This is a genomic window from Syntrophomonas sp. DTU019, assembly GCA_913757435.1.
Classification (GTDB): Bacteria; Bacillota; Syntrophomonadia; order Syntrophomonadales; family Syntrophomonadaceae; genus DTU019.
Genome location: CAJYDM010000001.1, coordinates 211,245 through 223,614 on the forward strand (window position 1 = coordinate 211,245; position 12,370 = coordinate 223,614).

The window sequence follows — 12,370 nt, forward strand, 5'->3', positions numbered from 1 at the left end:
CTTACTCCTTTCGTGGGAGGTCATATAATTTATTCTCTTTGCTGTAGTTCATAATAATGCTTGTTAATGGCGTTTACATATGATTTGACACTGGCCTCGATGATATCGGTGCTCAAGCCTCGCCCGGCATATACCTTACCGCCGATTTGAATGCGGCTTACCACTTCTCCCAGGGCATCTTTGCCTCCGCCTACCGCACTGAGCTTGTAATCCAGCATCTTGCCGTACAGATCGGTGATCCTATCCACTGCCCGGCAGGCGGCCTCAACCGGACCGTCCCCGGTGGCTGCGGCATCGAAAACCTTACCTTCGATTTTCAAACGCACTGTGGCGGTAGGCAGCACCGTACTGCCGCTGACGACATGCAAGTAATCCAGGCTGAAGCGTTCTGGAATAGCATAAATTTTATCCTTGACCAGGGCTTCCAAATCATCGTTGGTGACCTGTTTCTTTTTATCGGCAATCGTCTTGAATCCGGCAAAAGCCTTTTCCAGTTCATCATCATTGAGTATGTAGCCCAGCGATTCCATGTGCTCCTTGAAAGCGTGGCGGCCCGAATGTTTTCCCAGAACCAGCTGGCTCTGGCTGACCCCGATAAGTTCCGGGCTCATAATTTCATAAGTGGTTCTCTCCTTGAGCATGCCATCCTGGTGGATGCCGGATTCATGGGCAAAGGCATTTTTACCTACGATAGCCTTATTGGGCTGCACCTGCATGCCGGTAAGGCTGCTCACCAGACGGCTGGTGCGATAGATTTCAGCATGATTTATGGCAGTGGTCTTTTTCAGCAGGTCATAACGGGTGTACAAAGCCATGATGATCTCTTCCAGAGCAGCATTCCCAGCCCGCTCTCCGATCCCGTTCACAGCACACTCCACCTGCCGGGCGCCGTTCATTATCCCCGCCATAGAGTTGGCTACTGCCAATCCCAGGTCATCGTGGCAGTGAACACTTATAATGGCCTGGTCCACATTTTTTACCCTGCTCATGAGCGTTTTGATGAAAAGGCCAAATTCATCAGGGATACCGTAACCCACCGTATCGGGCAGGTTAACTACCGTAGCACCCGCGGCGATCACACTTTCAGTAACCCGGGCCAAGAACTCCAAGTCCGAGCGGGAAGCATCTTCAGCCGAGAATTCTACGTCATGGCAGAAGCGTTTGGCATACTTGACGGCCTCTACGGCCTGAACCAGAACCTCTTCGCGGGATTTCTTCAGTTTATATTTCAAATGGATCGGTGACGTAGCTAAAAACGTATGTATGCGGGGGGTTTCGGCGTCTTTAATGGCTTCCCAGGTTCTATCGATATCTTCCCGATTGGCACGGCATAATCCGGCGATTACCGGACCTTTGACCGCTCGGGCGATAGCTTGAACAGCGGCGAAATCACCCTGTGATGCTATCGGAAACCCCGCTTCGATAATATCGACCCCCAGGCGGGCCAATTGATGTGCGATATCAAGTTTTTCCTCTACATTCAAACTTACTCCCGGGGACTGTTCCCCATCCCTGAGGGTAGTGTCAAACAGATAGATTCGGTCAGTGGCAGACATCCTGCACCCCCTATAAAATCATTGTCTTCAGAGTGCTTATTTAGTTTCTTTGAGCCAGGGCATCATAGCCCGCAATTTCTCCCCGACCTGTTCAATGAGGTGTTCGCGGTTACGACTTTTTAGGGCATTGAATTGTGGTCTCCCTACCTGATTCTCCAACAGCCAGTTTTTGGCGAAACGCCCTTCTTGAATATCGGTCAAAGCCTCTTGCATTGCCTGGCGTACTTCCGGTCCGATCACATCCGGCCCTTTAGTATAATCGCCCCATTCTGCGGTGTCGCTTATGGAGTAGCGCATATAACTCATACCGCCCTCATACATCAGGTCAACGATCAGTTTCAGCTCATGCATGCACTCGAAGTAGGCTATTTCAGGCTGGTAACCGGCTTCGACCAGGGTCTCAAAACCGGTCTTCACCAGTTGGGTCACCCCGCCGCAAAGCACGCATTGTTCACCGAACAAGTCAGTCTCGGTCTCTTCTTTGAAGCTGGTCTCGATAACCCCTGCCCGGGTGCATCCTATACCACAGGCATAAGCCAGGGCCAGATCTCTGGCCTTTCCGCTATAATCCTGTTGAACCGCTATTAAACCTGGTACTCCGGCTCCTTTGGTGTACATCCTTCTAACCAGATGGCCCGGGCTTTTGGGAGCCACCATGAAAACATCTATAAATGCGGGAGGGACGATCTGGCCAAAATGAATATTAAAACCATGGGAAAACCCCAGGGCATTGCCTTCTGTCAGATAAGGCTGGATCTCTTCGCGGTACACTCTGGCCTGAGTTTCATCGGGCAGCAAAATCTGAATTATATCGGCTGCCTTGGCCGCTTCGGATACGGTCAAGGGTTGAATACCGGCGGCAATTACCTTGTTCCATTCCTCTTCAGTAAAAACATCGAAGGGCTTCCGTAAACCTACCACCACATTGACTCCACTCTCGTGCAGGTTCTGTGCCTGGGCATGGCCCTGAGAACCGAAACCCATAACAGCTACGGTTTTCCCTTTGAGCAGATCCAGGTTGGCATCAGCATCATAAAACATTCTGGCCATTTAACTTCCTCCTTATTATTGTTGTTTTCGCGGCCGCTGTCGCGGCGGTCTATGTCTGCTAGCAGCATAACCCAAATACCTTTTTTTATCCCCGGCAACCACGCAGCATGGCGATTTTGCCGGTTCGCACCAACTCGGCGATGCCGAATGGCCTTAGGGCTTCTTCAATGGCATCAATCTTGCCGGAATCCCCCGTCACTTCGATAATTAAATTGTTTTTACCGATATCCACGATACGGGCGCGGAATATCTCTACGATTTGCATGACCTCAGTGCGCACGCTGGTATCGGCCTTGACCTTGATAAGCACCAGTTCACGTTCCACGGTTCGCTCATGGGTGACGTCAACGATTTTAATCACATTGACCAGTTTATAGAGTTGCTTGGTAACCTGCTCAATGATCTGGTCATCGCCTTGCACCACAATAGTCATCCGCGAGATGCTCGGATTTTCCGTAGCCCCAACGGTAAGACTGTCTATATTGAACCCCCTTCTGCGGAACATAGTAGCCACACGGGTCAGGACTCCAGGCTGGTTGTCAACTGTTACCGCCAGAGTGTGTTTCATTACTCGTCACCCCCCATCATATTTAGCAGCGGTTCTCCTGGGGCCACCATCGGAAATACATCGGCCTCCCGCTCCACTACGAAATCGATGAATACCGGGCGGTCATCCACTTTCATAGCTTCACGCAAAGCATCTTTGACCTGGTCAGTCTCAGTCACTCGCAAGCCGACCGCTCCATAAGCCTCAGCCACTTTCACAAAGTCCGGCTGCAGACTGATGTCGGTATTGGAATAGCGGCCTTTATAGAACAGCCCTTGCCATTGCCGTACCATACCCAGATACTGATTATTGAGAATGCATACAATTACCGGGACTTTATACTGCATGGCAGTACCTAACTCCTGAATGTTCATCTGAATACTACCGTCTCCGGCGATGTCGATAACAGTCTTGTCGGGGCAGGCTATTTTGGCGCCAATGGCTGCCGGGAAACCGTAACCCATGGTCCCCAGTCCCCCAGAAGTAATAAATGACCTGGGGTTTTTAAATTTGTAGTATTGCGCCGTCCACATCTGATGCTGGCCCACTTCGGTAGTGATGATAGCATCGCCCTGGGTCAGGTCATAAATGCTTTCAATAACATGCTGGGGCATTATGCGCCCCTCTATAGAGGCTGGATAGCGCAGGGGGTACTCCAGTTTCCAGCGGTCTATAGCCTGGTGCCATTCAGACATTTCTTCCACCACTTCCAGACGCTGGTTGATGGCATGCAAGACCTCTTTCACCTGGCCTACAATAGGTATGTCCACTGCCACATTTTTGCCTATCTCGGCAGCATCGATATCGATATGAATGATCTTGGCATGGGGAGCAAAAGCTTCGATCTTACCGGTCACCCGATCGTCAAAGCGCACCCCCACGGCGATCAACAGGTCAGATTCAGACACCGCATAGTTGGCGTATCTAGTGCCGTGCATACCCAGCATGCCCAGGGACAGGTAATTGTTGCCGGGAAAGGCTCCCATACCCATCAGAGTGGTAGTCACTGGAATTTTGCGCTTTTCCGCCAATTCTCGTAGTTCCTCCGCAGCATCCGAGATAATGACCCCGCCACCTGCATAGATTACCGGGCGCTGGGCTTGTTTGATCAATTCCGCCGCGTTTATCACCTGTCCGGCATTAAACCCTTTCATGACCCGGTAGCTTTGAATATAGGCCTCGGAATCGTCAGGGGTGTAGTCTATAAATTTGTCCATGATGTCTTTAGGCAGGTCGACCACAACTGGACCCGGTCGATTGGTCCTGGCGATGTAAAAGGCTTCTTTTACTACCCTTTCCACATCTTCGGTGCGCTCCACCAAATAGTTATGTTTAGTTATAGGCAGGGTTATGCCAGTTATGTCAGCCTCTTGAAAAGCATCCCGGCCTATCAGGTGTGAGGCTACCTGCCCGGTAAAGAAGACTACCGGTATCGAGTCCATATTCGCAGTGGCGATCCCGGTCACTAGATTGGTGGCACCAGGGCCAGAGGTGGCGATACAGACCCCGGTTTTTCCGGTAGCTCGTGCATACCCGTCGGCAGCATGAGCCGCGCCCTGTTCATGACGGGTCAGTATGTGCCTCACATCAGAATCGTACAGAACATCATAAATAGGCAGAACCACCCCTCCGGGATAACCGAAGATAGTGTCAACGCCCTGTTTTTTCAAACTGTTGATAAGGATTTCTGCGCCTTTACAGTTCATAAACTCACCTCCAATAATTCTCCCACATCCCTGTTAACCTGAGGGTACATAAATTCTAATAAGTTCCGCATTTATACAACAAAGGCGGGCTCGTGGCCCGCCTTTATAATACGCTTGCCATATGGGGTCATTCCCTGAATATGGCTCCTGTACTGGCTGATTGCACCAACTGAGCATACCGTTTCATATATCCTTTTTTTATTCGGGGTTCCGGCTCTATCCATAGAGCTCTCCTCTGTTCGATAATATCATCATCTACCAAGAGTTGTAGTCGGCACCCAGGTATATCGATTTCTATTAGATCACCTTCTTCAACCAGGCCAATCAAGCCCCCTGAAGCCGCTTCGGGGGATACGTGCCCAATGGATGCTCCCCGGGTAGCCCCCGAAAATCGCCCATCGGTAATTAATGCCACCTCCTTATCCAAACCCATACCGGCAATGGCTGAGGTTGGAGTCAGCATTTCCCTCATACCCGGTCCGCCTTTGGGACCTTCATACCTGATAACGATCACGTCTCCAGGTAAAATAGCCTGATTGAGAATAGCCTGCACCGCTTCTTCCTCACAGTTAAATACCCTGGCTGGTCCTTTATGCTGCATCATTTCCTCGGCTACAGCACTCTTTTTGACAACCGCTCCTTCAGGCGCCAGGTTGCCAAATAACATAGCCAGCCCGCCACTTATGCTGTAAGGTTGATCTATAGGCCGGATCACATCATAGTCGCGAACTACGGTGCTTTTGATGTTTTCTCCAACCACTTTTCCAGTTACGGTTAAAGCTTCTTTGTTGATCAAACCCTTTTTATCCAGCTCCTTGAACAAAGCCTGAATACCCCCCGCATGGTAGAGGTCTTCCATGTGATGATGTCCAGCCGGGCTAAGTCGGCAGAGATTAGGGGTTGACGCACTGATTTCATTGAAAAGACTTAAGTCTATCGTTACTCCCGCTTCATGGGCAATGGCCATCAAATGCAATACTGAATTGGTGGAACAACCGATTGCCATATCCAGACGCATGGCATTCAAAAAGGCAGCTTCATTCATAACATCGCTGGGCTTGATATCTTTCTCTACCAGGGTCATTATTTGCATGCCGGCAGTTTTGGCCAGGCGGATACGTTCGGAATAAACCGCGGGGATAGAGCCATTTCCAGGCAAGCCCATACCCAGGGCTTCAGTCAGACAGTTCATAGAATTGGCGGTAAACATACCAGCGCAGGAACCACATGTCGGGCAGGCGTTTTCTTCCAGCAGGGTCAGCTCCTCAGCAGTCATGTTTCCGGCCGCCGCAGCTCCCACACCTTCGAACACCTGTGTGAGGGTGAGCCCTCTTTGTCCTGACTTACCTGCCAGCATGGGACCACCGCTTACAAAGATGGACGGCAGGTTGAGACGCGCAGCTGCCATCAGCATACCCGGCACTACCTTGTCGCAGTTGGGTATAAATACCAATCCATCGAAGGCATGAGCTGTAGCCATTATCTCTACCGCATCGGCGATAAGTTCACGGCTGCCCAAAGAATATTTCATGCCCAGGTGATTCATGGCGATGCCATCGCATACTGCGATGGTTTGAAATTCCAACGGTGTTCCTCCGGCAATCCGCACCCCTGCCTTGACTGCTTCCCCGATTTTATCGAGGTTTATATGACCGGGTACGATTTCATTGTGCGAGTTGACTACACCGATCAAAGGGCGTCTAGTCTCTTCATCGGTCAGGCCGATGGCCCTGAATAAAGATCGATGGGGAGCCTTTTCCAGCCCCAATTTGGTTGTGTCGCTTTTCAACCGCTTCACCTTCCTTAGTTCAAGAAACCGTTCGCTCTGCCTCTTAAGGCTATAAAAGAATACAAAAATCCTCTCGCCCCGGTCAGGGACGAGAGGATTTTCCCGCGGTACCACCCTGTTTGTCGCCTATGCGACCACTTACAGCGCGTGCCATCAAGCACGCTGTCTTGTTAACGGACTTTTGCGTCCGGCTGCACCTACTCGGCCAGGCCTTTCAGAGAGCTACTCCGGGAAGATCACCACCAAAAATATTGATACTGGCTTTCAGCTTATATCCAGTTTCTCTGTCATCAAGTGATTTCAGGTGTCAAGCCCCATCATCGTGCTGAATATTTCAATATCTAGTATTTATCAAGTATATTGAATCATAGCGGCGTTTGTCAATAGTTTGCAGGGCACATTAAGGTTCATTTCTGCTCTATTTTACGAATATATTCTTTCAATATGATGTTATTAGGCTTGCCGTTCAGAAAGCGGCGGCTTTCCTTGCGCTTGATCTTCTTATACAAGGCCCACAGGAGACGGTTGCCTTCCTCTGTCTGACAGGCTTCAAAAGGGCTCATGCCCTGCAAGGGACTGAGCCGGGAATGGACCCATTTGTTCAGATAAAGCTCTTTGAGAATAGCCGGCAATTCCGGGCAGTTCTTTTTGAGGTCGGCAGTTAACACATCAAAGATTCCATCTTCCCGGATTTCCATGCCATCGAACTCCAGGCATCCGAGCATATTGGCCTCAAATTGGTGTCTCACCCGGGTCATGTCGCTGTCCCCGAAAGTGGATAGCGCTACCCAATTTGCTCCCAAGATGAACTCAGCCTCAAACGCCGGCCCGTGACTGGAAGGCTCAACCTGGTAATACACCTGGTAGTCATTACCTTGAAAACAATACTCTCGGGCTAAAGACTGCAGACGTTCCACTACCCGCAGCCGGTTCTTTATGAAATAACGGGCACTAATCAGGCGCATGCCATCTTCGCAAATGGCCTCGTTGCCCTGTTCCAACAAAACATCTTCAAAGCTTATGTATTGACCACTCAAATAGCGGAATGCGGTCAGGACGTTGACCTGGTAGTCTTTTATCAGCAGCACACAGTTGCCCTGCTCTTCTTCCAGGACATCATGCAAGTCATAGATATTATTTTCATCCCGGCAAATAACCACGAATTCATCCCCATTCACCACCAGATCCGCCATTACTCCGGTCATAAAAGATACCCCGCTGTTGAAGTCCTCCTCCTGATAGGTAAGACGCATGTGCATGCCATAAGGTATCTCTTTTACTTCTCTGACCCCCTCCAGGTCATCGAGCCTACCAAAGAGTAGTTCCAGGTCGACAATCTCGTACACCCGACAATAGGCCGGGTCGCAAAAAGGATTGTATTCCGTGCTGCAGCAGCTGCGGTGATTCTCCTGGAATGATTCCACCAACCAGGTATCGCGATTCTTTACCAGCCGGACCAGGTATTCACGATAATAGAACTCGCCCTCTTCTATGACGATAGAATAAGCATAGACCTGTGCCCGCTCTGTGGTGGACTGCACCTTGCGGGCTCCTCCCTCGATAAATATGGCTGTGGAATTCAGAACCTCAACCAGGTCAAAATCATTTCTCACCTTGAATGTAGCCGGGTTGAGCAAAGACTGAATATAGCTAAAATCCTGGTATTTGTAGGCATGAAATATGCTGTTGACCAACTGCCGGGGGGTCAGTTTTACTGAAAGCTGGCGGATCAGGGCTCTCTCCTGATCAAAAGACAACCGATTTGGCCTTTCCAGGTATTTCCTATACAGGAAACGGCCTAGTGCAGGGCGGCTCATATTACGCAGGTTATGCTGGTAGGCCTGCGCAATTAAAAAACAAGCCTCGTCAAAGCGGATTTCAACCATATCCTGCAGGACCCTGCGGTCCCTTTCATATTGCGTCTTAAGCATATTCTCCATCAAGAAAAAACTGTGGATGCCATCGCTGTTAAAGGTGAGATAGAAGCATTCAACATGCAGGCTTTTGCGGTCGGTATTCCAGGCCACGTCCAAAGTTACCCGGCCGGTGTGCCTGCTGCAGGAAGCATAAGCCCGGTAGAATGTACCCTGGAAGGGCTCTATTACTGATTTGGCCATGCCCGCCAGCTGCAACTTCTCCAGGACGCGGTTGCAGTGCTGTTCATACTCCCCGCCATACTCGAGCTTGATCAATTCCGCGAATTCTATTACCGCCTCTTCACGGAAAGAAGATAACCCGTCTATTATCAAGGGTCGGGCCTCATGAGGGACCTCCTCAAACAGGTCCAGCATGAAAAGCCGGCCTTCATTGCTTCCGGCCAGGTGGCGAAGATCAGATACTATGTCCTTTAGGTAACTGAGTGGCAATCCTTTGCGAGTCTTCATACAGCTTCCTTTGCTACTGATAATGTAATTGTAATTTACCATGTCACGCTTAGTAAGGCAAACCGTCAAAAGTAGGCAGTAAGGCGGCAGATTTCCACATATCTCTGCTCAATCGGCCTTATTCTGGTACATTATGTTAATTATTTCTGAATGCAAGCAGGAACAATGACATATATAAAGAAATAATGGGAATAATGACATTCTTTGCTGATCGGGTGGTATTTTGAGAAGGGTAAGAATAAAACATCTCAAACCAAATATGGTAGTGGCCCGTTCGGTCTACTACGGTGACGCCCATGTTCTGGCTCAGGCAGGTATGGTGTTGACTCATGATGCCATCAAGCGCCTGGACGAATTGGGAGTCGCTTCGGTATATATCCGCGAGCAATATATCCCCGAAATGGTTGAGCCAGAGGATGTGATACCCGAAAAGGTCCGGGCTGAGACTATAAAGATGGTCAAGGCTAGTTTTGGCAATCTTCAGAATCATCTCAAACTGGATATCAAACGGGTTTTTAACAAAGTCAACAGCATAATCGATGAGCTTCTGACCAATGACGATATCCTGGTACAACTAACTGACATCAGGACCTTCGATGACTATCTTTTCGCTCACTCGGTCAATGTTTGCGTATTGTCGATAATGACTGGCATTACTGTCCATTTCGACCGGATTAAGCTTAATGAACTGGGAGTAGGAGCCTTGTTGCATGACATTGGCAAGACCAAAGTGAATCCTGACATCCTAAACAAACCCGATGATCTAAACCGGCAAGAGTTCGACGAGGTTAAGCGTCATACCAACTATGGTTTTGAAATTCTCCGGAATTACCCCGATATTTCACTTTTGTCAGCCCATATAGCTTTTCAACATCATGAACGCTGGGATGGTCAGGGTTATCCCCGGGGCTTGAGGGGAGAAGATATACATGAATACGCTCGCATAGTGGCTGTCGCTGATGTCTACGACGCACTCCTGGCCGACCGCCCTTACCGACCGTCCTACACAGTAAACCAAGCCCTGACTATTTTGGAACGCATGTCCGGCGTTTACCTGGATCCTAATCTGGTGACCGCACTGGTTTCTAACATAGCTATTTATCCGGTGGGAAGCCTGGTGGAGATAAGCACCGGCTATATAGGAATGGTCATGGAAGTCAACAAAGCTGTACCAACCCGTCCGGTGATCCGGGTGATAGTGGATAACCTGGGCCGACGTCTCACCCGAACTCACATGATCGATTTGTCGCAGTTTGACACCATCTTGATCATTAAGGCCTTAAACGGTGAGGATATCGACAAATTGAACCTGCGCGAATACGTATTAGTTTAACCCCCTCTTTTTCCAACTGCTAAACCGCATATTTGTATATCTTTCCCGGCAAGCTAACAAAAAGCCGGAGGTGGTTTGATGCTGGAAAAAATTATTGCCCTGATTCTAATTTTATTTTTCGGCGGCACCCTGTTATTCTTGCTGGTAAAAAAAGTTATACCCACCTTGATTAACAAATGAGGCCATACATATCCTGATATAAACCACTTGCATATGCTTAAACTACTCTAAAGGAGGGAAAGCATATGACCAGATACCGTACTACAGACGGAAAAGAAGACCTGAAACAAAAGTTCCACTGGTTCGGGGCTATGGCCATCCCCTTGGCTTTTGTCAATGGCTTGTTTTTTGGCGGTTATGCCTTGCGCAAGATCAGACAATACTGGGAAGGCGGTCCTATGGACTAATTGCTGGTTTTATTTTAACTCCGTAACATCTGGTTCATCTTTTTGCGGGATGAACCATTTTTTTATCTATTAGCTTATTATCGTTTGCGCTTCAGCAGACGCAGGATTGCTTGCAGTGCATCCCCGGTATGATCAGCCTCTATTTTAACCAATGCAGCATGATCCAGGTGAGTCGGCCCCTGGTTTATTATGATCAGATCTTGACTCAGCGTACTAAATGCCTTCACGAAACCGGCTAAAGGGTATACCGTCAATGAAGACCCAATGACCACTAAAGTGCGAGCACCCATGATCAGATCCTGGGCATCGGCAAAATCCTTAATAGGTTCGCCAAAGAGAATAACATCAGGCTTTAAGACAGCCTGACACAAATCGCAGGTAGGCACAACCGCGCCCTGTTGTTTTACCTGGGCCGAACTGTATCCCTCTCCACAGTCGCGGTTGGTGCAAACATATCGCTCACTGTTGCCGTGAATTGCTACCACCCGTCGGTTTCCAGCCCTTTCATGCAGACCGTCGATATTCTGGGTAACAATCCCCCGAATAAAGCCCTCCCGTTCCATGTCCGCGAGAACGTAGTGTGCAAGGCTCGGCTCAACTGGAGGAAAGACAAAATACTGATTATAAAAGTCATAGAACAGTCTGGGGTTATCACGAAAAGTGTCAATGTTGATGATATCCATCACTCGGTCTTCACCCAGCTGACGATAAATCCCATTTTTGCCCCGGAAATCCGGTATACCCGCCTCGGTGCTGATGCCTGCCCCGGTAACCACTACGGTGTTGGGTGAATTGGCCAGGCAGCGCACTACCTGATCGATCTTTTTATCATATTTCACAAATTCCAGACCCCTTATTTATAAACAGATTAGCCTTTTATTTCTACAATACGCTCAGCAATTCCTTGTCACCTGGTGAAATGGTGATTTTCCGCAATCAGCTGCAAATACCGCGAACCAGTAAGCAATCTGGGCAAGCCGGCCAACTCCTTTCCCAAAACCCAACAATGATGATAGCAGCAGGCTCCATCCGTCCTTGGACTCAAAACCTGGGTAGTTATAGCATTGACTCAGGGCCTCAGCCCATACTTGGAAGGAGGTGATTTCTATGGCCTTAGTGGTAACGCCCATTGCCAGTGATCTGCTTCTGATACTGGACGCCGGGCTGGATGAATACGGTCAGCAGATGACCAGGCGGCGGCAATACGGCGATCTAAAGACCTCGGCCACCGACCAGGATGTGTTCGATGTGGCGGAAGGCCTCATCAGTCTGCAAGAGGCCGCCTGTCTGGCGGTACAACGTGTAAACACTGTGGAATTGACAGAGGAAGTTTAACCTGATAACGAGTCTGATGGAGAGGAGGGATGGACATGGGTGTAGAACGCACCATAGAGCTGGGGTTTAATACCAGCCTGAATAAAACCCATACCGTACGGGTAACCGGAGCCAGGTCAGACGCAACCGCACAAGAGATCTCAGCAGTTATGGATACTTTGGTGGCCAGGGATGTCTTCGCCGGTAATAATGGCTCACTAAGCAGTAAAAAAAGCGCTCGCCTGGTGACCAGACAGATCGATGACTTTGATATAACCTAAGCG

Annotated in this window: 11 protein-coding genes; 4 read left to right on the forward strand and 7 right to left on the reverse strand. The window is 49.3% G+C overall.

What is annotated here, in order from left to right:
* Window positions 1–29: 29 nt before the first annotated feature.
* The 6 genes from AC15IQ_RS01090 to AC15IQ_RS01115 form a co-directional block, all read right to left on the reverse strand.
* On the reverse strand, window positions 30–1,556 hold the full coding sequence (locus AC15IQ_RS01090) for a 2-isopropylmalate synthase (RefSeq protein ID WP_483176774.1): 1,527 nt from the start codon (window positions 1,554–1,556) through the stop codon (window positions 30–32).
* A gap of 36 nt (window positions 1,557–1,592) precedes the next feature.
* Window positions 1,593–2,606, reverse strand: coding sequence for a ketol-acid reductoisomerase (ilvC, locus tag AC15IQ_RS01095; protein WP_483176775.1), 1,014 nt, complete (start codon window positions 2,604–2,606; stop codon window positions 1,593–1,595).
* A gap of 85 nt (window positions 2,607–2,691) precedes the next feature.
* The gene (ilvN, locus tag AC15IQ_RS01100; protein WP_483176776.1) at window positions 2,692–3,174 is read right to left on the reverse strand and encodes an acetolactate synthase small subunit; all 483 of its coding nucleotides are present in this window, start codon (window positions 3,172–3,174) and stop codon (window positions 2,692–2,694) included.
* On the reverse strand, window positions 3,174–4,859 hold the full coding sequence (gene ilvB / locus AC15IQ_RS01105) for a biosynthetic-type acetolactate synthase large subunit (RefSeq protein WP_483176777.1): 1,686 nt from the start codon (window positions 4,857–4,859) through the stop codon (window positions 3,174–3,176). The genes ilvN and ilvB overlap by 1 nt, the downstream gene beginning before the upstream one ends.
* 127 nt (window positions 4,860–4,986) lie before the next feature.
* A complete protein-coding gene (gene ilvD, locus AC15IQ_RS01110) occupies window positions 4,987–6,648 on the reverse strand; it encodes a dihydroxy-acid dehydratase (protein WP_483176778.1) in 1,662 nt (553 codons plus the stop codon).
* Between the two features lie 407 nt (window positions 6,649–7,055).
* Window positions 7,056–9,032, reverse strand: coding sequence for a hypothetical protein (locus AC15IQ_RS01115; protein ID WP_483176780.1), 1,977 nt, complete (start codon window positions 9,030–9,032; stop codon window positions 7,056–7,058).
* A 223-nt stretch (window positions 9,033–9,255) separates the two neighbouring features.
* Here AC15IQ_RS01115 and AC15IQ_RS01120 point away from each other — a divergent pair, with 223 nt between their 5' ends.
* On the forward strand, window positions 9,256–10,365 hold the full coding sequence (locus AC15IQ_RS01120; RefSeq protein ID WP_483176782.1) for an HD-GYP domain-containing protein: 1,110 nt from the start codon (window positions 9,256–9,258) through the stop codon (window positions 10,363–10,365).
* Window positions 10,366–10,610: 245 nt separating this feature from the next.
* Window positions 10,611–10,772 carry a hypothetical protein gene (locus AC15IQ_RS01125; RefSeq protein WP_481042721.1) on the forward strand — a complete coding sequence of 54 codons (162 nt, stop codon included), beginning with the start codon at window positions 10,611–10,613 and terminating at the stop codon, window positions 10,770–10,772.
* Between the two features lie 77 nt (window positions 10,773–10,849).
* On the opposite strand, the gene AC15IQ_RS01130 is transcribed toward AC15IQ_RS01125, so the two are convergent.
* Window positions 10,850–11,611, reverse strand: a complete 762-nt coding sequence (locus tag AC15IQ_RS01130; protein WP_483176783.1) for an SIR2 family NAD-dependent protein deacylase — start codon at window positions 11,609–11,611, stop codon at window positions 10,850–10,852.
* Between the two features lie 268 nt (window positions 11,612–11,879).
* On the opposite strand from AC15IQ_RS01130, the gene AC15IQ_RS01135 reads away from it, so the two are divergent.
* Window positions 11,880–12,107 (forward strand): DUF1659 domain-containing protein, encoded by a 228-nt coding sequence (locus tag AC15IQ_RS01135; RefSeq protein WP_483176784.1) that lies wholly within the window; start codon window positions 11,880–11,882, stop codon window positions 12,105–12,107.
* A 35-nt stretch (window positions 12,108–12,142) separates the two neighbouring features.
* A complete protein-coding gene (locus tag AC15IQ_RS01140) occupies window positions 12,143–12,367 on the forward strand; it encodes a DUF2922 domain-containing protein (RefSeq protein WP_483176785.1) in 225 nt (74 codons plus the stop codon).
* Window positions 12,368–12,370: the final 3 nt, after the last annotated feature.

Bases quoted from the DNA above. Each gene is read 5' to 3' on its own strand.
- AC15IQ_RS01090 (WP_483176774.1), bottom strand. From the start codon at position 1,556: ATGTCTGCCACTGACCGAATCTATCTGTTTGACACTACCCTCAGGGAT.
- ilvC (WP_483176775.1), bottom strand. From the start codon at position 2,606: ATGGCCAGAATGTTTTATGATGCTGATGCCAACCTGGATCTGCTCAAA.
- ilvN (WP_483176776.1), bottom strand. From the start codon at position 3,174: ATGAAACACACTCTGGCGGTAACAGTTGACAACCAGCCTGGAGTCCTG.
- ilvB (WP_483176777.1), bottom strand. From the start codon at position 4,859: ATGAACTGTAAAGGCGCAGAAATCCTTATCAACAGTTTGAAAAAACAG.
- AC15IQ_RS01115 (WP_483176780.1), bottom strand. From the start codon at position 9,032: ATGAAGACTCGCAAAGGATTGCCACTCAGTTACCTAAAGGACATAGTA.
- AC15IQ_RS01125 (WP_481042721.1), top strand. From the start codon at position 10,611: ATGACCAGATACCGTACTACAGACGGAAAAGAAGACCTGAAACAAAAG.
- AC15IQ_RS01135 (WP_483176784.1), top strand. From the start codon at position 11,880: ATGGCCTTAGTGGTAACGCCCATTGCCAGTGATCTGCTTCTGATACTG.
- AC15IQ_RS01140 (WP_483176785.1), top strand. From the start codon at position 12,143: ATGGGTGTAGAACGCACCATAGAGCTGGGGTTTAATACCAGCCTGAAT.